At 72.9% G+C, this 18,965-nt stretch carries 20 protein-coding genes; 11 read left to right on the top strand and 9 right to left on the bottom strand.

The genetic code is table 11. From position 1 onward, the window contains the following. The first annotated feature begins 58 nt into the window (after nucleotides 1-58). The 6 genes from dapC (at nucleotide 59) to CHF16_RS08925 (ending at nucleotide 5,214) form a co-directional block, all read left to right on the top strand. A complete protein-coding gene (gene dapC / locus CHF16_RS08950; RefSeq protein WP_089325463.1) occupies nucleotides 59-1,144 on the top strand; it encodes a succinyldiaminopimelate transaminase in 1,086 nt (361 codons plus the stop codon). Nucleotides 1,145-1,383: 239 nt separating this feature from the next. Then, entirely contained in the window at nucleotides 1,384-2,001 is a 618-nt protein-coding gene (locus CHF16_RS08945) for a DUF4178 domain-containing protein (protein ID WP_245868299.1), read from the top strand. 1 nt (nucleotide 2,002) lies between these two features. After that, nucleotides 2,003-2,503, top strand: coding sequence for a DUF2617 family protein (locus tag CHF16_RS08940; RefSeq protein ID WP_089325461.1), 501 nt, complete (start codon nucleotides 2,003-2,005; stop codon nucleotides 2,501-2,503). Next, nucleotides 2,500-3,042: a DUF4247 domain-containing protein gene (locus tag CHF16_RS08935; protein ID WP_089325460.1), complete on the top strand. Its 543-nt coding sequence runs from the start codon at nucleotides 2,500-2,502 to the stop codon at nucleotides 3,040-3,042. The genes CHF16_RS08940 and CHF16_RS08935 overlap by 4 nt, the downstream gene beginning before the upstream one ends. A gap of 10 nt (nucleotides 3,043-3,052) precedes the next feature. After that, complete coding sequence (locus CHF16_RS08930) at nucleotides 3,053-3,493, top strand: DUF350 domain-containing protein (protein ID WP_089325459.1); 441 nt, start codon at nucleotides 3,053-3,055, stop codon at nucleotides 3,491-3,493. Nucleotides 3,494-3,675: 182 nt separating this feature from the next. Beyond that, nucleotides 3,676-5,214, top strand: a complete 1,539-nt coding sequence (locus tag CHF16_RS08925) for a polyamine aminopropyltransferase (RefSeq protein ID WP_089325458.1) — start codon at nucleotides 3,676-3,678, stop codon at nucleotides 5,212-5,214. A 12-nt stretch (nucleotides 5,215-5,226) separates the two neighbouring features. Here CHF16_RS08925 and CHF16_RS08920 read toward each other — a convergent pair whose 3' ends face one another. Continuing rightward, nucleotides 5,227-5,928, bottom strand: coding sequence for a MerR family transcriptional regulator (locus CHF16_RS08920; RefSeq protein ID WP_089325457.1), 702 nt, complete (start codon nucleotides 5,926-5,928; stop codon nucleotides 5,227-5,229). 78 nt (nucleotides 5,929-6,006) lie between these two features. Here CHF16_RS08920 and CHF16_RS08915 point away from each other — a divergent pair, with 78 nt between their 5' ends. Further along, a complete protein-coding gene (locus tag CHF16_RS08915; RefSeq protein WP_089325456.1) occupies nucleotides 6,007-7,149 on the top strand; it encodes an acyl-CoA dehydrogenase family protein in 1,143 nt (380 codons plus the stop codon). Nucleotides 7,150-7,217: 68 nt separating this feature from the next. Here CHF16_RS08915 and CHF16_RS08910 read toward each other — a convergent pair whose 3' ends face one another. The 4 genes from CHF16_RS08910 to CHF16_RS08895 form a co-directional block, all read right to left on the bottom strand. Beyond that, nucleotides 7,218-8,768, bottom strand: coding sequence for an acetolactate synthase large subunit (locus CHF16_RS08910; protein WP_089325455.1), 1,551 nt, complete (start codon nucleotides 8,766-8,768; stop codon nucleotides 7,218-7,220). Nucleotides 8,769-8,783: 15 nt separating this feature from the next. After that, the gene (locus tag CHF16_RS08905; RefSeq protein ID WP_089325454.1) at nucleotides 8,784-10,157 is read right to left on the bottom strand and encodes an FAD-binding oxidoreductase; all 1,374 of its coding nucleotides are present in this window, start codon (nucleotides 10,155-10,157) and stop codon (nucleotides 8,784-8,786) included. Between the two features lie 168 nt (nucleotides 10,158-10,325). Beyond that, nucleotides 10,326-12,191, bottom strand: coding sequence for a molecular chaperone HtpG (gene htpG / locus CHF16_RS08900; protein ID WP_089325453.1), 1,866 nt, complete (start codon nucleotides 12,189-12,191; stop codon nucleotides 10,326-10,328). 125 nt (nucleotides 12,192-12,316) lie between these two features. Beyond that, nucleotides 12,317-12,823: a nuclear transport factor 2 family protein gene (locus CHF16_RS08895; RefSeq protein WP_089325452.1), complete on the bottom strand. Its 507-nt coding sequence runs from the start codon at nucleotides 12,821-12,823 to the stop codon at nucleotides 12,317-12,319. A gap of 120 nt (nucleotides 12,824-12,943) precedes the next feature. On the opposite strand from CHF16_RS08895, the gene CHF16_RS08890 reads away from it, so the two are divergent. Both CHF16_RS08890 and CHF16_RS08885 read left to right on the top strand, forming a co-directional pair. Continuing rightward, nucleotides 12,944-13,882, top strand: coding sequence for a LysR family transcriptional regulator (locus CHF16_RS08890; RefSeq protein WP_089325451.1), 939 nt, complete (start codon nucleotides 12,944-12,946; stop codon nucleotides 13,880-13,882). A gap of 1 nt (nucleotide 13,883) precedes the next feature. Next, on the top strand, nucleotides 13,884-14,357 hold the full coding sequence (locus tag CHF16_RS08885; RefSeq protein WP_089325450.1) for a GNAT family N-acetyltransferase: 474 nt from the start codon (nucleotides 13,884-13,886) through the stop codon (nucleotides 14,355-14,357). Between the two features lie 28 nt (nucleotides 14,358-14,385). On the opposite strand, the gene CHF16_RS08880 is transcribed toward CHF16_RS08885, so the two are convergent. Continuing rightward, nucleotides 14,386-15,402, bottom strand: coding sequence for a saccharopine dehydrogenase family protein (locus CHF16_RS08880; RefSeq protein ID WP_089325449.1), 1,017 nt, complete (start codon nucleotides 15,400-15,402; stop codon nucleotides 14,386-14,388). Between the two features lie 128 nt (nucleotides 15,403-15,530). Between CHF16_RS08880 and CHF16_RS08875 the strand changes: the two genes are divergently transcribed. Further along, nucleotides 15,531-16,556 (top strand): helix-turn-helix domain-containing protein, encoded by a 1,026-nt coding sequence (locus CHF16_RS08875; RefSeq protein WP_089325448.1) that lies wholly within the window; start codon nucleotides 15,531-15,533, stop codon nucleotides 16,554-16,556. A gap of 72 nt (nucleotides 16,557-16,628) precedes the next feature. On the opposite strand, the gene CHF16_RS08870 is transcribed toward CHF16_RS08875, so the two are convergent. The 3 genes from CHF16_RS08870 to CHF16_RS08860 all read right to left on the bottom strand — a co-directional run bounded on the left by CHF16_RS08870 (nucleotide 16,629) and on the right by CHF16_RS08860 (nucleotide 18,260). Beyond that, on the bottom strand, nucleotides 16,629-17,183 hold the full coding sequence (locus CHF16_RS08870; protein WP_089325447.1) for a serine/threonine-protein kinase: 555 nt from the start codon (nucleotides 17,181-17,183) through the stop codon (nucleotides 16,629-16,631). Beyond that, nucleotides 17,183-17,860 (bottom strand): serine/threonine-protein kinase, encoded by a 678-nt coding sequence (locus CHF16_RS08865; protein ID WP_179271446.1) that lies wholly within the window; start codon nucleotides 17,858-17,860, stop codon nucleotides 17,183-17,185. Before CHF16_RS08865 ends, CHF16_RS08870 begins: the two co-directional genes overlap by 1 nt. Nucleotides 17,861-17,921: 61 nt before the next feature. After that, on the bottom strand, nucleotides 17,922-18,260 hold the full coding sequence (locus tag CHF16_RS08860) for a TraR/DksA family transcriptional regulator (protein WP_089325445.1): 339 nt from the start codon (nucleotides 18,258-18,260) through the stop codon (nucleotides 17,922-17,924). Nucleotides 18,261-18,376: 116 nt separating this feature from the next. Here CHF16_RS08860 and CHF16_RS08855 point away from each other — a divergent pair, with 116 nt between their 5' ends. Next, nucleotides 18,377-18,601, top strand: a complete 225-nt coding sequence (locus CHF16_RS08855) for a hypothetical protein (protein ID WP_089325444.1) — start codon at nucleotides 18,377-18,379, stop codon at nucleotides 18,599-18,601. Nucleotides 18,602-18,965 lie beyond the last annotated feature (364 nt).

The following is an 18,965-nucleotide window of genomic DNA, read 5'->3' as shown; positions in this document are numbered from 1 at the left end:
CGTACGGGGCCGCGTGCGGCCCGCCGGCCGTCCGGGCCACGAGCTAAGGAGCAGGTCAGTGTTCACGTTGCCGGACTTCCCGTGGGATCGGCTCGCGCCCTACAAGGAGCGGGCGCTGGAGCACGCGGACGGCATCGTCGACCTGTCCGTCGGGACGCCCGTCGACCCGACGCCCGCGCCGGTCCGGGAGGCGCTCGCCGCGGCCGCCGACGCGCCCGGCTACCCGCAGACCTACGGGACGCCCGCGCTGCGCGAGTCGGTCGCGGGCTGGCTGCGCCGCCGCGCCGGCGTGTCCGGCGCCGACCCGGACGCGGTGCTTCCCGTCATCGGCACCAAGGAGCTGGTCGCCTGGCTGCCGACGCTGCTCGGCGCCGGCCCCGGCGCCAAGGTCGTCTTCCCCGAGCTGGCCTACCCGACCTACGACGTGGGGACGCGGCTGGCCGGGGCCACGCCCGTCCCGGCGGACGGGCTGCTCGCGCTCGGCCCGGTGAACCCGAAGATCGTGTGGGTGAACTCGCCGTCCAACCCGACCGGCAAGGTGCTGCCCGCCGAGCACCTGCGCAAGGTCGTCGCGTGGGCGCGCGACCGCGGCGCGGTCGTGGTCAGCGACGAGTGCTACCTGGAGTTCGGCTGGGACGAGGCCAACCCGCCGATCTCGATCCTGCACCCGGACGTGTGCGGCGGCTCCCACGAGGGCCTGCTCGCCGTCAACTCCCTCTCCAAGCGCTCCAACATGGCCGGCTACCGCGCCGGGTTCGTCACCGGCGACCTCGCGATCGTGAAGCGGCTGCTGGAGGTCCGCAAGCACGCCGGCATGATCGTCCCGGCGCCGGTGCAGGCCGCGATGACGGTCGCGTTCGCCGACGACGCGCACGTGGACGAGCAGCGCGCGCGCTACGCCCGCCGCCGCGCCGTCCTGCGTGACGCGTTCGAACGGCACGGGTTCCGCATCGAGCACTCCGAGGCGTCGCTCTACCTGTGGGCGACGCGCGACGAGCCGTGCTGGGACACCGTCGCCCACCTGGCCTCCCTGGGCATCCTGGTCGGCCCCGGCGAGTTCTACGGCGCGGGCGGCGCCCGGCACGTCCGGATCGCCTTCACCGCGACGGACGACCGCGTAGCCGCCGCCGCGGAACGCCTCTGACGCCGCGGCCTCGCCTCCGGCGCGGCTGATCCGCCTCTGACGTCACCGCCTCGCCGGATCCGCCGACGCCCCGTCACGGACGGTGTCGGTGCGGTTGCGGCCTTGCATCGGATCCGGCGTTTCTGCATGAAACCGCCAGATCATTTGATACGTCTCATCGCGGTATGGGCTTGCGGCGCCACAGTCGGTAGGATCCGCTGGTCCGCGCCCGGTGTGTCGACGAATAGATGGAGGTGTCCGTGGGCGGAACGCCGATAGTCGTTCTACTGGCGCTGATCCTTGTCGCTCTGATCGTGCTCATCATCGTCCTGCTGCGGCGACGTTCGAGCGCCCCGTCCTCCGCCCCGGCCCCCGCCGCGCCGCGCGACCCGTTCGCCGCCGAGGACCAGGTGGCCGGCGACCCGCGGACCCTCAAGGCGGGCGACATGGTCGAGTACCTCGGTACCCGCTACTTCGTGCGCGGCTCGCTGCGGCTGAAGGAGGGCGGCTACACCTGGAGCGAGCACCTCCTGGACGCCGACACCATCGAGGGCACCAAGGTGTGGGTGTCCGTCGAGGAGGATCCCGACCTCGAGGTCGTCTGGTGGACGGAGTACGACGCGGGCGGCCTCACCCCCGGCGAGAAGACCGTCGTCGTCGACGGCGTCGAGTACCGCCGCGACGAGCACGGCACCGCCGACTACACCAGCGAGGGCACGACGGGCGTCGGAGTCCAGGGCCGGGTGGAGTACGTCGACTACGAGGGCCCGCGCGGCAAGTACCTGTCGTTCGAGCAGTACGGCGGCGGCCAGTGGGAGGCGGGCCTCGGCGAGCGCGTCCCGACCGGATCGATGACGATCTACCCCGGCGGTAGCTGACTTGCGCGCGACCCTCGACACCCCCTACGCCGACGCGCGCGCGGACGGGCTCTCGTTCGTGCTCGGCCTGCCCCCGCTCACGGCCCTCGCCGTGCTGCCGCTGGAGCGGGCGGGCCTGACCGTGGAGATGCGCCTGCTCGGCGCGTCCCACCAGGTCCTCGCCGGGCCGCTGAGCGAGACGGTGGCCTGCCTGCCGGACCGCACCGAGCCGCTGCCGGGACGCGCCGCCACCAGCGTGCCCGGCTGGGCCTACGACTTCGCCGCGACGACCGCCGCGCACAGCGACGAGACGGCGTTCGCCCGCGCCGTCGAGGCCGTGTGCGCGCGGCTCGCGGACCGCGATGACGCGCTGACCGGGGCGTTCCCCGGCTCCCCGCACGCCGTCACCGCACTCGCCTTGGAAGAGACGCAGGAACCCGGCTTCGGCTGGCGGACCTGGCACGCCTACCCCCAGACCCGGGAGATCGTGATGACGCGCAGCCGGTTGGTGAGACCCTCGTGAACAGCAGAGACCGGGCGATGAGCAAGGACCGCGCGACGAGCAAGGACCGCGCGACGAGCAAGGACCGCGCGACGGACGGGCACCGGGCGGGCAACGGCGTCCGGGCGCGCAAGGGGCACCGGGCGGTGGGCGCGGTGGCGGCCGCGGCCCTGGCCGCGACGGCGCTCGCCGGCTGCGGCCAGTCGCAGGCGTCGTGGATCGGCGACAAGTACTCCCGCGTCGGCACCGACACCTACCGGTCCCCGAAGGCCCCGCAGGCGGTCGCCGGGGAGATCGGCCGGAAGTTCAAGCCGATCGACCGGGTGGACTCCATGGCGACCAAGGGCGCCGCGGGCGGGATCTTCCTGCGCTACCCGAAGCTCGTCGTCGGCGTCCTGCCGAGCGGTACCGGCAGCCGGATCACGGTCGACAAGCCCCGGCGCGGCTACAACCGCTACTACACCCACGTGGGCGGGTTCTGGTCGAGCCCCGGCAGCAACGGATGGAACAGCAGAGGCGCCGCGTCGTTCCGGGGCGGCGGCCCAGGGTCGGGCAAATGAGGAGCGACACATGAACGACGACATCCTTCAGGAGATCGGCGCCACGTTCGCCTACGGTGCGGTCGGCATCGCGCTGATGGCGCTCGGCTACCTGGTGGTGGAGGTGACGACGCCCGGCAAGCTCGGCAAGCAGATCTGGACCGAGGGCAACCGGGGCGCCGCGCTGCTGCTGGCGGCCAAGCTCCTCGGCATCGGCGCGATCGTCACCACCGCGATCGTCACCAGCGACAGCGACCTGTCCGAAGGGCTGATCGACACGGCCGTGTTCGGCGGGTGCGGCATCGTGCTGATGATCATCGCGTTCCTGCTGCTGGACGTGACGACGCCGGGCAAGCTCGGCGCCACCCTGGTGAACGCCGACACCGGCGGCACCACCATCCACCCCGCGGGCTGGGTCGTGGCCGCCGCGGACCTCGGCGTCGCCGCGATCGTGGCCGGGGCGGTCTCCTGACGTCCCGCGACCTGCACCCGGCCGATCCGGACCTGGCCGAGTCGGACCTGACCGAGCCGGACCTGACCGGGCCGGACCCGGCCGAGCCGGACGAGACCGGCCCGGCGGAACCGGTTCCGGCGCGACCCGGCGCGGAACCCGCCCCGGCGTCCGCCCCCGCGGGCGGGCCGGGGCGGACGCGCGTGCCCGCGCGGCTCGCCCGCACCCTGATCCTCGCGGCGGTGTTCACGTGCGCGGCGTGCGGGCTGGTCTACGAGCTGGCGCTGGTCGCGCTCGGCAGCTACCTGGTCGGCAACTCCGTCACGCAGGCGTCGATCGTCCTGTCGGTGATGGTGTTCGCGATGGGCGTCGGGTCGCTCGCGGCGAAGCCGCTGCAGGGCCGCGCGGTCGTCGCGTTCGCGGTCGTGGAGGGCGTGCTCGCGCTGATCGGCGGGGTGTCGGTCCTCGCGCTGTACGCGGCGTTCGCGTGGCTCGACCTGTACGTCCCGGCGCTGGTGGTGGTGGCGTTCGCGGTCGGCGCGCTGATCGGCGCGGAGATCCCGCTGCTGATGACGCTCTTGCAGCGCATCCGCAGGCAGGACGCCGGGTCGGCGGTCGCGGACCTGTTCGCCGCCGACTACGTCGGCGCGCTGGTCGGCGGGCTCGCGTTCCCGTTCCTGCTGCTGCCGGCGTTCGGCCACATCAAGGGCGCGCTGCTGGTCGGCGTGGTGAACGCGGTCGCCGGGATGGCGGTCGTGCTGTGGCTGTTCCGCCGCGACGTCGGGCGCGTCGCGCGGGCCGCGCTGGGGCTCGGCATGGTCGCGGTGCTCGCCGTCCTCGGCGGGACGTACGCGCTGGCGGACGGCTTCGAGGTGTCGGCGCGGCAGGCCCTCTACAGCGACCCGATCGCGATCTCCAAGCGCACGAAGTACCAGGAGATCGTGATCACCCGGCAGGCCGGGCTGGGCCCGTCCGACCTCCGGCTGTTCCTCAACGGCGACCTGCAGTTCTCGTCGGTGGACGAGTACCGGTACCACGAGTCGCTCGTCCACCCGGTGATGGCGGGGCCGCACGGGCGGGTCCTCGTCCTCGGCGGCGGGGACGGCCTGGCGCTGCGCGAGGTGCTGCGCTACAAGGACGTCCGCAGCGCCACGCTGGTCGAGCTCGACCCGGAGATGCTGCACCTCGCCCGCACCTACCGGCCGATCGTGTCGCTGAACCACCGCTCCTTCGAGGACCCGCGCGTCCGGACGGTCGCCGCCGACGCGTTCTCGTGGCTGCGCGGCCTGCGCGAGCAGTTCGACGCGGTCATCGTGGACATGCCCGACCCCGACGACGTGTCCACGGCCAAGCTGTACTCGGTCGAGTTCTACGGGATGGTGAAGCGGGTCCTCGCGCCGGGCGGGCGGATGGTCGTCCAGTCGGGGTCGCCGTACTTCGCGCCCAAGTCGTTCTGGAGCATCGAGAAGTCGATCGCGGCGGCCGGTTTCGGGGTGCGGCCGTACCACGTGGACGTGCCGAGCTTCGGCGACTGGGGGTTCGTCCTCGCCGCCGCCGGGGAGCGGCCGCCCGCGCTGCGGCTCGCGCCGGGCGTGCCCGGCGGCCTGCGCTTCCTCGACGGCTCCGTGCTCCAGGCGGCGGCGGTGTTCCCGAAGGACCGCCGGAGCCGCGACGTCGAGGTCAACACGCTCGTCCATCCGCGCCTCGTCGAGTACGAGGGCGAGGAGTGGAAGAACTCATAGCGGGGCGCGCGGTCAGTCGGGGACCGACCGGCGGATGGCCTTGTCGACGGCCCGCTGGAACGACGTCACCAGCGACTGGATCATCAGCGGCTTGAGCTTGCCCGCCATCTCCATCAGCCGCTCGCGCTCCTGCGGCGAGCGCCCGCCCTCCCGGTAGGGCCGGACGACGGTGTCCTGGAAGACCTGCTGGAGTTCGGCGGCCAGCGCGGTCGTGTGCCGGTCGACGGCCCGGTGGGACGCGATCAGCGTGTCCAGCGGCATCGGCAGCGCGGCCAGCTCCGCGCTGATCCCGAGCAGGGCGGGGCTGACGACCCGGACCACGTCGTCCGAGACGTGCTCGACGACGCCGAGCGCCTCCAGCCGCTTGAGCGTCGCGTCGTCGAGGTGGCGCCCGGCCCGCCGGTCGAGCTCGTGCCGGTCGAGGTCCTCCGGGCGCTCCGGCGCCCAGGGCGACAGCAGCGCGCGCTGGAGCGCGAGGTCCTCGGCGGGGGCGTCCAGGGGGATCTTCTTGAGGTGCTTCTCGATGGAGGCGAGCGTCAGCCCGAGCGACTGGAGCTCCCGGACGAGTTCGAGCCGCGCGAGGTGGTCGGGCCCGTACAGGCCGGTGCGTCCGCGCAGGCGGGGCGGGGGGAGCAGGCCGCGCCCGGCGTAGAACCGCACGGTCCGGACGGTGACCCCGGCGCGCGAGGCCAGCTCGTCGACGGTGAGCTCCATCCCGCCTCCCTCTATGTGACAGCACCAGTGTTACATTAATCATGTATCAGCACACACTTACTCGAGGGAGACCGCCGGATGGGACGGGACATCTACACCGAGGAGCACGAGGCCTTCCGCGACATGGTGCGCTCCTTCATCGCCAAGGAGGCCGCGCCGTACCACGAGCAGTGGGAGAAGGACGGGATCGTCTCGCGCGAGGTGTGGCTGGCGGCCGGCCGCGCGGGCCTGCTCGGCATCGACATGCCCGAGGAGTACGGGGGCGGCGGGAACGACGACTACCGCTACTACGTCATCTTCAACGAGGAGCTGGCCAAGGCCGGCGTCCACGGCCCCGGCTTCGCCGTCCACAACGACATCAACGGCGGCTACCTGCGCCAGCTCTGCACCGAGGAGCAGAAGCGGCGCTGGCTCCCCGGCTACTGCTCCGGCGAGATCGTCACCGCGATCGCGATGACCGAGCCCGCCGCCGGGTCCGACCTGCAGGGCATCAAGACCACGGCGGTCAAGGACGGCGACGACTACGTTCTGAACGGCTCGAAGACGTTCATCTCCAACGGCATCCTCGCCGACCTCGTCATCGTCGTCGCGAAGACCGACCCGTCCGCCGGGTCGAAGGGCGTGAGCCTGCTCGTCGTCGAGCGCGGTATGGAGGGCTTCGAGCGGGGCCGCAACCTCGACAAGGTCGGCATGCACGCGCAGGACACCGCCGAGCTGTTCTTCGACAACGTCCGCGTCCCGAAGGAGAACCTCCTCGGCGAGGAGGGCATGGGCTTCATCTACCTGATGACGAACCTCGCCCGGGAGCGGCTGTCGATCGGCGCGACCGCGATGGCCGCCGCCGAGCACGCCTTCGAGCAGACCCTGGAGTACTGCAAGACCCGCGAGGCGTTCGGCCGACCCATCGGCAAGTTCCAGCACAACCGCTTCACGCTCGCCGAGATGAAGACGGAGCTGACCGTCGCCCGCTCCTTCACCGACGACTGCATCGTCAAGGAGAGCGAGGGGGAGCTGACCGCCGACGAGGCCGCCATGCTCAAGTGGTGGAACACCGAGCTGCTCAAGCGGGTCGTCGACCGCTGCGTCCAGCTCCACGGCGGCTACGGCTACATGACCGAGTACCCGATCGCGAAGGCGTACCAGGACGTCCGCATCCAGACGATCTTCGGCGGCACCACCGAGATCATGAAGGAGATCATCGGCCGCGGCCTCGGCGTCTGACCGGCGACGGGCCGGGCCGCGACCGATACCGGACCGTCGCGGTACCGGACCGGGACCGCGACCCCGGCTCAGCCCAGCGGGGGCACCACCGCTTCGATGAGGTGCGGGCCCGGTTCGGCGAGCGCCTTGCCGAACTGGGCCGCGAACTCCTCGGCCGTGTGCGCGCGCGATGCCGGGACGCCCATCCCCGACGCCAGCGCGACGAAGTCGAGCGAGGGACGCGACAGGTCGACCATGTCGCGGGTGATGGTGCCCGGCTCGGGCGGGGCCGGGACGGCGCCGACGCGCGTGGTCTCCATCGACAGGATCGCGTAGGCGCCGTTGTTGAACACGACGGTCGTGACGTCGAGGCTCTCGCGCGCCTGCGTCCACAGCGCCGGGAGCGTGTACATGGCGCTGCCGTCGGCCTCCAGGCAGATGACCGGGCGGTCCGGGCAGGCGATCGCGGCGCCGGTCGCGACCGGCAGGCCCTGCCCGATCGCGCCGCCGGTCAGCGACAGCCAGTCGTGCGGCGGCGCGCCCGCGGTCGCGCCCGGCAGCCACAGCCCGGAGGTGTTCGCCTCGTCCGAGACGATCGCGCCCTCGGGCAGCAGCGCGCCGATGACGGCGGCCACCGTCTCCCCGGTCAGCGCCCCGGACGGCAGCTCGGGCCTGGCCGCGACCTGCACCGCCGGGCGCGCCCCCTTCGCGACCGAATCGGCGAGCCCGGTGAGCGCCCCGGTCGCGTCCGAGCCGAGGTCGTGCACCTGGCAGCCGTCCGGCACCAGGTCGCCGGGGAGGTCCGGGTAGGCGAAGAACGTCACGGGGCGGCGTGCGCCCGCGAGCACGATGTGCCGGACGCCCTCCAGCTGCGCCGACGCCATCTCGCCCAGGTAGGCGAGCCGCTCCACGGCCGTGACCCCGGCGCCGCGCTCCAGCCGCGCCGGGAACGTCTCGCACATCACCCGCGCCCCGGTCGCCGCCGCGATGCGCCCGGCGGCCTCCAGCCCGTCGCGCCGGGCCGCGTCCCCGCCGATCAGCAGGACGCACGGCTCGCCGCCGGTCAGTGCGGCGGCGGCCCGCTCCAGCGTCCCGCCCGGCACCGGCTCCGGGGGAGGGGCGGGGGACGCCGCCGCGGTGGCGCCGCCGTCCGACCAGGCCACGTCGGACGGCACGATCAGCGTGGCGACGCCGCCCGCCCGCGCCGCCGTGACGGCCTCGGCCGCCGCCTTGCCCGCCTCCGCCGCGCTCACCGGCCGGCCGAGCCAGGCCGACACCGACCCGGCCACGGACGCGATGTCGGACTGGAGCGGCGCGTCGTAGCGCTGGTGGCCGGTGGCGTGGTCGCCGATGACGTTGACGATCGGCGTCCCGGCGCGCCGCGCGTTGTGCAGGTTGGCGAGGCCGTTGCCGAGCCCCGGGCCGAGGTGCAGCAGGACGGCGGCGGGGTCGCCGGCCATCCGCCCGTACCCATCGGCGGCGCCCGTCGCGACGCCCTCGAACAGGCACAGCACGCCCCGGGCGCGCGGCTCGGCGTCCAGCGCCGCGACGAGATGCAGCTCGGACGTGCCCGGATTCGCGAACCACACGCCCACGCCGGCGTCCGCCAGCGTGCCCACCATGGCCTCCGCGCCGTTCATACGCCCTCCCAAAGCTCAGCCGAACAGGACACCGGGATTGAGTATCCCGTCCGGATCGAAGGATCTCTTGATCCGCCGCATCAGGTCCACCTTCGCGGGGTTCTCCAGGGCGCGGAAGTGGCGGATCTTCTCCCGGCCGATGCCGTGCTCCCCGCTGATCGTCCCGCCGAGGTCCGCGGCGGCTTCGAGCAGCTCGTCCATCACCCGGGTCAGCGCCTCCGGGTCCGGCTGGAACACCGACAGGTGGACGTTGCCGTCGCCGGCGTGCCCGCAGCCGCCGACCAGCGCGCCGTGCCGCCCCGCGATCGCGGGGACGGCCTCGAAGAACCTGGCGAGCGACGCGCGCGGCACGACGGCGTCGACGATCGCGTTGGCGCCGGCGTTCCGCGCCGCCCAGAACGCCTTCTCGCGGGCCGTGACCAGTTTGCCGAGGGAGTCGCCGCGCAGGACGTAGGCGTCCAAGGCGCCCAGGCCGGCCAGTTCCTCTCCGAGCGTCTGGACGTCCTCGTCCAGCCGCTCCGCCGACCGGTTCTCCAGCACGACCAGCAGGTAGGCGCCGGCGGCGGCGCGGACGCGCTCCGGCACCCCGAGGTCCAGCCCGGCGTTCTCGGTGATCGCCGCCATGGCGATGACGTCCACGTACTCCAGCACGAGCGGGTCGAGGCCGCCGCCGGTCAGCCGGGGCACCGCCGCGGTGACCGACTCGGTGCCGGGGAACGGCGCGAGCACCCCGGCCCGGTGCGGCAGCCGGGGCCGCAGCCGCAGCGTCACCTCCGTGACCAGGGCGAGGGTGCCCTCCGACCCCACGATGAGCTGCGTCAGGTCGTATCCGGTGGAGGTCTTCACGTACCGGCCGCCGGTCCGGATCACCTCGCCGGTGGCGAGCACCGCCTCCAGGCCGAGGACGTGGTGCCGGGTCACGCCCTCCTTCACCGCGTGCATGCCGCCCGCGTTCGTCGCGACCGTCCCGCCGACGCTGGCGCCGCCCTCGCCGGGGAAGATCGGGTAGACGAGGCCCTCGGCGGCGGTCGCCGCGTCGAGCTCGGCGAGGGTGACACCGGGCTGCACCACCGCGACCTGCCCGCCGGTGTCGATCTCCAGCACCCGGTTCATCCGCTCGAACGACACGACGAGGCCGCCGGGGCGCGGCACGGCGGCGCCCGACAGGCCCGTCCCCGCGCCGCGCGCCGTCACCGGGAGCCGGTGCGCGGTGGCGACCCGCAGCACCGCCGCGACCTGCGCGGCGTCCGCCGGCCGGACCACCCAGCCGGGACGGGCCGGGGCCACGCCCAGCGACTCGTCCCGGCCGTAGTCCTCGGGCACCGCGTCGCCCGACAGCACATGCTCCTCGCCGACGGCCTCCGCCAGCGCCGTCCCGACATCCGCCATGCTTCCCTCCCACCGGGAAAGGTTCCGCGCTCACCTCGCGGAAACCCCGCGGCTGCCAGGTTGGCCGCGTGGACGCACGTGACGAAGTGAACGCACTTGACGAAACGGTCGTACGGCTCGGCGCCGTGCGCAAGGCATTCGGCGGGGTCGCCGCGCCGGGTCGCGGGGCTACGGCGTCTCGGGTGCGCTCGACGTCAGGGAGACGAGGAGGTCGTTGAGGCGGGTGACGAACGCGGCCGGTTCCTCGATGCGGGCGCCGCTGGTGAGGACGGCCTGGTCGAACAGGACGTGCGCCCAGTCGGCGAGGCGCGGGTCGTCCTGCCCGCCGTTGAGCCGCTCGACCAGCGGGTGCCGCGGGTTGATCTCCAGGATCGGCCGGCTCGGCAGCCCCGACCCGCGCATCCGCTGCGCGAAGGTGAAGTCGGTCTCCGGCCCGTCCGCGACGATGCAGGCGGGGGAGGTGGTGAGGCGGCTCGTCACGCGCACGTCGACGGCCTTGCCGTCCAGGTGCTCCTTGAGCCTGCCGAGGAGATCGGCGTAGTCGGCGCCCGCCTGCTCGGCGGCCTTCTTGTCGGCCTCGTCCTCCAGGCCGCCGAAGTCGGGCGCGCCCTCCGCGACCGACTGAAGCCGCTTCCCGTCGAACTCCGGCATGGCGTTGACCATGAAGGAGTCGACGGGGTCGTCCAGCAGCAGCACCTCGATGCCCTTCTCCCGGAACGCCTCCAGGTGCGGGCTGGACGCGGCGTCCGACAGGCCGGGCGCGAGCAGGTAGTAGATCTTGTCCTGCCCGTCCTTCATGCGGGACGTGTAGTCGGCCAGCGAGACGCCGGTGCCGGTGGTCGTGGTGAACCGCAGGAGCCCCGCGAGGTCGTCCCGGTGGGCGGGGTCCTCGGGGACGCCCTCCTTCAGGGTGGCGCCGAACTCCTTCCAGAAGGCGGCGTACTTCTCGGGCTCGCCGTCGGCCATGTCCTTGAGCAGCCGCAGGACCCGCTTGACCGCGCTCGACCGGATGTGGTCCATGGCCTGGCCGCCCTGGAGGATCTCCCGGGAGACGTTCAGCGGCAGGTCGGCGGAGTCGATGACGCCGCGCACGAACCGCAGGTACCGCGGCATGAGCCGGTCGGTGTCCTCCAGGATGAAGACGCGCTGCACGTGGAGCCGCACGCCCTGGATCTGCTGCGCGAGCCACAGGTCGTACGGGGCCTGCGACGGGACGAACAGCAGCAGCGTGTACTCGAACCGCCCCTCCACCTTCGCGTGCACGTACGCGAGCGGGTCGGCGAAATCGTTCGTGAGCTGCCGGTAGAAGTCGTTGTAGTCCTGCTGCTTCAGCTCGCTCTTCGGACGTGCCCACAGCGCGGTGGCCTGGTTGACCGGGGTGTCGTCGTCGCCGAGCAGGATCGGCCGGCCGATGTGGTCGGAGTACCGCTTGATGATCGAACGCAGCCGGTACTCGCTGAGCAGCTCGTCCTCGCCCTCGCGCAGGTGCAGGACGATCGTCGTGCCGCGCTCGGCGCGCTCCACCGTCTCCAGCGTGTACCCGCCCTTGCCCTCCGACGACCAGCGGACGCCCTCCGACGCCGGCAGCCCGGCCCGCCGCGTCGTCAGCGTCACCCGGTCGGCGACGATGAACGCGGCGTAGAAGCCGACGCCGAACTGCCCGATCAGCGCCGTGTCGGCGCGCCCGTCGCCGCTCCGCGCGCGGAGGAACTCCGCGGTGCCGGACCGGGCGATCGTGCCGATGTTGTCGATGACCTCCTGCCGGCTCATCCCGATGCCGTCGTCGGCGACCGTGATGGTGCGGGCGTCCTTGTCGAAGGAGACCCGGATCCGCGGCTCGCCCTCCGGTTCCTTCCCGGCCGCCTCCGGATCCGCGTACCGCTCGATCCGGAACCGGTCGATGGCGTCGGACGCGTTGGAGACCAGCTCGCGCAGGAATATCTCCTTGTCGCTGTACAGCGAGTTGGCCATCAGATCGAGGATCTGGGCCGCCTCGGCCTGGAAACTGAAGGTCTCCTCCGCCGGCAGAGTCACCGTTTCCCTCCTGGTCAGCGCCTTCCGGACAACCCATCAGAATAGAAATGCGGCCTGGGGCGTGCAACCGGTCCGCCGAAGTGCCGGCCGAGGACGGCGGGGCGCCGGCCGAGGACGGCGGGGCGTCAGCCGAAGATGGCGGCGGGGTCGCCGCGGTACCAGGTGTTGTCGATGACCATCCGCCGCACGACCCAGCGCCGCCCGTCCCGGACCAGCTCGACGTCGTAGGGGTTCTTCAGCAGGGCGAACACGGTGTGGTCCGCGCTGAGCAGATGCTGCGCCTCCACCAGGGCGGTGAGCCGGGCGGTGTCGCCGTCGACGGCGATGCGCGGGTTGGTGACCTGGTGCGTGGTGTCCACCCGTCCCGTGAAGGAGCCGAGGATGGTGGTGACGATCGTGTCCCGTCCGGCCATCAGCGGCGGCCGCCCGCCCCACCGGGACGCCGCGGGCCGGAAGTCCAGTTCGGCGTCGGCGGCGAAGGCCGAGGCGAACAGCGCGGCGTCCTTGAGGTCCTGCCCGAGGGCGAACCGGTACAGCGCGTCCACGATCTCGGTCCGGTCCCGCAGCTCCCGCACCGCGGCGGCGGTGTCGCCTTCCGCGGCCGTGATCGCGTGCTCGTCCGTTACATACATGCCTGCTCCCGTGCACGTCAGAGGAATGATCCCCGTCACTCTCCGCCGGGCCGGACGCCTGATCAACGCGGCCCTGTGCAACGATCGTGAAGCGTGCATTAACGATCGGGAGGGGGCCGCGTGCTGGAGCGGCACGAGATCGAGTCCTTCCTCACCCTCGCCGAGGAGCTGCACTTCGGCCGGACCGCCGGGCGGCTGCGCGTCTCCACCGCCCGGATCAGCCAGACGATCGCCAAGCTGGAGCGCCGTACCGGGGTGGCGCTGTTCGACCGGACGAGCCGCCGCGTGGAGCTGACCCCGGCAGGACGGCGGCTGTACGACGAGCTGCGCCCCGCCTGGGACCGGGTCACCGCCGCCTTCGAGGAGGCCGTGGCGTCCGGGCGCGGGCTGACCGGCGTGCTCCGGGCGGCCTTCACCGACGCCGCGGGCGGGCAGCTGCTGGCCGGGGCCGCCGAGCTGTTCCGCCGCCGCCTGCCGGACGCCGATGTCGGGCTCCGCGAGGCGCGGCCGGGCGACCTCGTGCCCTGGCTGCGCGACGGCGAGATCGACATCGGGCTCGGCTGCCTGCCCGTCGACGAGCCCGGCATCGCCACCGGTCCCGCGCTGGTCTCGGAGGCGCGGATGCTGGCCGTCCCGGCCGGGCACCCCTTCGCGCGCCGGACGTCGGTCTCGCTGGAGGACCTGGCCCGGGTCGCCGTCCTGCGGTATCCCGACACCGTGTCCGCGTCGTTGCGCCACGACCGCGCCCCGGCCGCCACCCCGTCCGGACGCCCGATCGCGCCCGGCCCCGTGGTCGCCACGTTCGGCGAGATGCTCACCCACATCGGCGCGGGCGCGGGCGTCTTCCCGGTCGGCGCGCACGTCAGACGCTACTACGCCCGCCCCGACGTCGCGTACGTCCCCTTCGACGACGCTCCGCCCATCGAGTGGGGCCTGCTGTGGCGTGCCGGCGGCGAGACGGCCCGCGTCCGCGCCTTCGCGGAGGCCGCCCGGGACCTCCTCGGCGGGGACGGGGAAGAATGGTCCGGTATGTCAGCGCCGGCGGCGGGGAGAGCATGAGATGAGAATCGTCGTTGACGACCTGTCGGGGCCGCAGGTCGCGGAGTTCCTGGCCGAGCACCTCCGCGAGATGCGGGCCGTCACGCCGCCGGAGAGCGTCCACGCCCTCGACCTCGACGCGCTGCGCAAGCCCGACGTCACCTTCTGGACGATGCTGGACGGCGACGCCATCGTGGGCTGCGGCGCGCTCAAGACCCTGGACGTGGCCCACGCCGAACTGAAGTCGATGCGCACGTCCGCGGCGCGCAAGCGGAGCGGCATCGCGTCCGGGCTGCTCGTGCACATCATCGGCGAGGCCGAGCGGAGGGGCTTCAAGCGGCTGAGCCTGGAGACCGGCGCGGACGGGTTCTTCCTCCCCGCGCGCAGGCTCTACGAGAAGTTCGGGTTCGCCTACTGCGAGCCCTTCGCCGACTACCGCCCCGACCCGAACAGCGTCTTCATGACGAAGGAGCTCGGCACCGCCCCGCCCGGCTGAGCCCCCGCCCGGCTGAGCCCGCGCCCGGCTACCGGTCCAGCTCCAGGGAGATGTGCGGAGCGAGCGCGCGGAGGAAGTCGGCGGCGTCGAAGACCTCCCCGGCGGAGGCGACGCCGGTGGTGCGGGTCCGCCCGGTGAGCACGCGCTCGACCGCCTCCGCCGCCAGCGGCGCGGTGACGGCGTAGATGTCGCGGCCGGTCGCCACGGCCCGCCGCTCGGCGCCGCCGGAGCGCACGACCACGTCGACGAGGAACGTCTGCGCCGATCGTCCGTGCTCGTCGGCCGCGACCGGGGCCGGGGTCTCGGGGTCCGCCATGTCGCGGGCCGCCTCGACCGTCATGTAGGTGGTCACCTCGGGGATCGGCAGGTGGCTGGGGACGGTCACGACGTCGGCCATCGTGAACTCCCCGATGACGTCCCGGGGCCCCATCGGCTCGGGGAACGGCCACCGCAGCGCCGGCGGGTCGTCGCGGCGGTACTCCAGCCGCCCGTGCGCGTACCGGACGCGCCGCCCGTCCCGCCGGGCGTGCGAGACCGCGCCCGCGGCGCGCGTCCCAGGGGTCGGGTGCCAGCCGCTCAGCCCGTAGGCGATGTGCGCCTCGTCCGCGGCCGTCCAGTCGCCCATGGCGGCGGTGGCGAGCAGGTCGCCGAGGCCGCCGTAGAAGGCCATCGCGGGGACGACCACGGCCCCGGCATCGCGGGCGGGCCCGGCGAACCGGGCGAACGTGTCGGCGTTGGCCTCGATCTCGGCCGCGACGTCCACGTACGGGATCCCGGCGCGCAGGGCCGCCTCGATCACCGGGGCGGCCGTCACGGCGAACGGGCCCGCGCAGTTGACCACGGCCGCCGCGCCGGCGAGCGCGCGGTCGAGCGCGGCCGGGTCGTCCACGGGCGCGGGACGGGCCTCCAGCCCCGTCTCGGCCGCCGCCTTGTCCAGCTTGCCGGCGTCGCGCCCGGCCAGGACCGGGACGAACCCGCGCTCCCGCAGCTCCGCCACCACGAACCGCCCGGTGTGCCCGTACGCCCCGTAAACCGCCACCCGCATGAGGTCTCCTCTGTGCTCGTTCCCGCTGTGCTCGGTTCCGCTGTGCTCGGTTCCGCCGGGACCATCCTGGCGAGGGCGGTCATCCCACCGTGAGTGTCTGGAAGGCCAAGACCCATACAATTCCGGACATGAGATCGGTCGCGCTGGCCGTCACCGACGGCATGCTGCACTTCGAGCTGTCGCTGGCGCACGAGGTGTTCGCCGCCGCCCCGGCCGGCGTCACGGTCCCCTGGTACGACCTCACCGTGTGCGGGTCGGACGCGGTGCGGATCGGACGGTTCCGGCTGGAGCCCGACCACGGCCTCGACCGGCTCCGGGACGCGGACACCGTCATCGTCCCCGGCTGGGCGGACACCGACGTCGAGCCGCCCGGTGACCTGGTCGAGGCCGTGCGCGAAGCCCACGAGGCGGGCGCCCGAGTCGCGTCGCTCTGCACGGGCGCGTTCGTGCTGGCCGCCGCCGGGCTGCTGGACGGCAAGCGCGCGACCACCCACTGGGCGCACACCGCCGACCTCGCCGCCCGCCACCCCCGGGTGGACGTGGACCCGGACGTCCTCTACGTCGACAACGGAACGGTGCTCACCTCGGCGGGCAAGGCCGCGGCGATGGACCTGTGCCTGCACCTCGTCCGCCTCGACCACGGCTCCGCGATCGCCAACACGGTCGCCCGCCGCCTGGTCGTCGCACCGCACCGCGACGGCGGCCAGGCCCAGTTCGTCACCACCCCGGTGCCCGCCCCGGACGACCATCCGCTCGCCGCCCTGTTCCCCTGGGTGCTGGAGCGCCTCGACCAGCCGCTCACCGTGGAGGACCTGGCCCGCCAGGCGCGCATGAGCGCACGCCACCTGACCCGCCACTTCCGCGCCGTGACCGGCACGACGCCGCTGCAATGGCTGCTCACCCAGCGGATCAGGCACGCCCAGGAACTACTGGAGACCACCGACGACGGAATCGACGCGATCGCCGCGTCCACCGGCATGGGCACCGCCACGACCCTGCGCCGCAACTTCAGCCGCACCGTCGGCGTCCCGCCGGACACCTACCGCCGCACCTTCCGCGCACGGACCGGGAGCCTCACGCCCGATCAGGTGAACGCGCCGACGCCCTCGAAAGGCAACCCGCCGCCGCGGGCACCGGGACGCTACGACGGGTAGGCGTCGTACCGATCGATCCGGCGTGCTCGGCGTGCGGCGTTCGTCGTCCCGCTGTTGCGCGGTCCAGCGGGCCTACTTGTCGAGGGTCAGGCACAGGGTGACCGCGTGTTGCTCCTGTCCTGCGGGCAGCACCACGGTCTTCTCGGACGCCGGGCAGGACGTGGCACGCTCGTAGCGGTAGCTGAGCCGATAGTCGTCCGTCCACGGCAATGAGGTCGAGCAGGAATGCTTGCGCCACTGCCTCGACCCGCTGAGGTCCAGGCCGCCGAGCTGGACGCAGTCGTTCAGGCCGGCGCTCCGCGCACTGGAGCCGTAAGTCTCGACGTAGCCGACTCCCAGAACCAGCGGAAGGACGGCGATCGCCGCGACTGCGGCCCAGAGCCTCCGCCTCGGCGGACGCGACGCCGCGACCGTCCGTTCACCGTCGTTCCGCCGGGTCCGGGTCGTCACCGGGGACGCGAGGCCCTCGGCACCCGGCCGCCGACCGGAGGGGAGCTTGATCAGCTCGATGGCTTCGGCCGCCGTCGGGCGCGATTCGGGGTCCTTGGCGAGCAACCGGCCGATGAGGACGGCGAGCCCTGCAGCGTGCTCCGGACGTGGCGGTTCGTCGTGCAGGAGGGCCGTCACTACCTCGGCCGGTGTTTCCCGGCGGAACGGCGACACGCCCTCGACGCAGCGGTACAGGGTGACCCGAGCGAGAACAGGTCTCCGGCCGGGCCGTTGTTCTTGCCGCGCAGCCGTTCGGGCGCGAGGTACTCCAGCGAGCCGATGATCGCGCCGGTCGCGGTCATCGCCGTGTCGGCCTGGTGGACGGCGATGCCGAAGTCCGCGAGCAGCACCTCTCCGGTCCGGGTCAGCATCACGTTCGCGGGTTTGATGTCGCGGTGCACCACCCCGGCCGAATGCGCCGCGTCGAGGGCCTTCAGCAGCGCCTTCGCGATCCGGGTGGTCTCCTCGGCGGGGATGGGGCCGTCCTTCTTGAGCCGGTCCTCAAGGGAGTGCCCGTCGACGAGGCGCATGACGATCCACGGCACCTCGTCCCTGATGACGACGTCGTGGACGGGGATGATGCCGGGCTGGTCGCGCAGCCGCGCCGCGTTGCGGGCCTCGCGCCTCGCGCGGGCCAGGAACTGCGATCGCTCCGCGTCCGACACCGTGAGCGGCAGCCGCACCTCTTTGATGGCGACGTCCACACCGAGGGTCTCGTCATGGGCCTTCCACACCCGCCCGAAACCGCCCGCCCCCAGCTCCTGCACGAGCCGGTACCGGTCGCCTATCCGCTCCGGGCCGCCGCCGTCCGCCACGCGTCCCCCGCTATTCAACTCTGGCCGATGCGGCTCCATTATGGCCTTGCGAATAAGCGGATCAAGAGGCGGCGCAGGTGATGCAGGTGCGGGCGGCGGGACGGGCGGCCAGGCGCTCGGCACCGATCGGGCCGCCGCAGCGCTCGCACTGGCCGTAGGTGCCGTCGCGGACCCGGGCCAGCGCCCCGTCGATGTCGGCGAGCTGGGCTTCCGCCCTGCGCAGGGACGACTCGATCCGGGAGCGCTCGAAGGCGATGGTGGCGCCCTCCGGGTCGTGCTCGTCGTCCACCGAGGTCTGTGCCGACGCCTCGACGACGCCGTCCCAGTCGTCGCGCAGCGACGCCATGAGCTTCAGGACGGCGGCGCGGTCCGCGATCAGCCGTTCTTCCGCCGTGGTCATGCCTGGAGAACGCCCTCCGCGCCGCCCTCCATTCCAGGAGCGGGAAACGGGTGATCTCCACATAGAGGCGCACATATGGGGTAGGCGCGGAGCGAAGCCACATTGGGGGAGGAAACATGGCTGCTCAAGAGACAGGCCAGGTCACGGGGACCAAGGACAAGGACTACAACATCACCTGGTTCGTGGAGCAGTGCCTGAGCAACACCCTCAGGCTGGACTCCTACATCCAGGACGCCGAGCGCGAGGGGGACGTCGAGCTGGCCGACTTCTTCCGGCGGGCCCAGGGCGAGAGCCGCAAGGGCGCCGAACAGGGCAAGGAGATGCTCAAGCAGAGGCTCTGACCTGCTCTGACGCGGCACCGTAGCCCGTCCGGGCGGCCACCGCCTGGGCGGGCCGCCGCATGCCGCACCAGTCCCCCGAGCGATCGGAACGAACAGCGCGCCCGGCGCCGGCATAGGGAACGCGCACTGCGAAGGACCGGCATGACGCGGCGGCGGTTGAGGACGTTGCCGCCGTCACCCTATTTCGGTTGACTGATATGCCGGAAGTGAACTCGCCCTGGTGGAAGCCCCGACTGGTGGATGCTAGTTTGACCGACCAAATCACCGGCGGTGGTGACATTTTGACTGAATAGGGGCTCTCCAGGCGTTGTGTTCTCCCTTTCGCGGCGTGCGGTTCAGCGGGATCCGAGGAACCGTCGCAGGT

Source organism: Actinomadura meyerae (genome assembly GCF_900188445.1).
GTDB lineage: Bacteria > Actinomycetota > Actinomycetes > Streptosporangiales > Streptosporangiaceae > Spirillospora > Spirillospora meyerae.
This window is presented reverse-complemented; position numbering and strand designations above follow the sequence as displayed.

Coding starts and splice junctions, on each gene's coding strand:
- CHF16_RS08930 (WP_089325459.1), top strand. CDS start 3,053: ATGAACGACGACATCCTTCAGGAGATCGGCGCCACGTTCGCCTACGGT.
- CHF16_RS08920 (WP_089325457.1), bottom strand. CDS start 5,928: ATGGAGCTCACCGTCGACGAGCTGGCCTCGCGCGCCGGGGTCACCGTC.
- CHF16_RS08915 (WP_089325456.1), top strand. CDS start 6,007: ATGGGACGGGACATCTACACCGAGGAGCACGAGGCCTTCCGCGACATG.
- CHF16_RS08910 (WP_089325455.1), bottom strand. CDS start 8,768: ATGAACGGCGCGGAGGCCATGGTGGGCACGCTGGCGGACGCCGGCGTG.
- CHF16_RS08905 (WP_089325454.1), bottom strand. CDS start 10,157: ATGGCGGATGTCGGGACGGCGCTGGCGGAGGCCGTCGGCGAGGAGCAT.
- CHF16_RS08895 (WP_089325452.1), bottom strand. CDS start 12,823: ATGTATGTAACGGACGAGCACGCGATCACGGCCGCGGAAGGCGACACC.
- CHF16_RS08885 (WP_089325450.1), top strand. CDS start 13,884: ATGAGAATCGTCGTTGACGACCTGTCGGGGCCGCAGGTCGCGGAGTTC.
- CHF16_RS08880 (WP_089325449.1), bottom strand. CDS start 15,402: ATGCGGGTGGCGGTTTACGGGGCGTACGGGCACACCGGGCGGTTCGTG.
- CHF16_RS08875 (WP_089325448.1), top strand. CDS start 15,531: ATGAGATCGGTCGCGCTGGCCGTCACCGACGGCATGCTGCACTTCGAG.
- CHF16_RS08860 (WP_089325445.1), bottom strand. CDS start 18,260: ATGACCACGGCGGAAGAACGGCTGATCGCGGACCGCGCCGCCGTCCTG.
- CHF16_RS08855 (WP_089325444.1), top strand. CDS start 18,377: ATGGCTGCTCAAGAGACAGGCCAGGTCACGGGGACCAAGGACAAGGAC.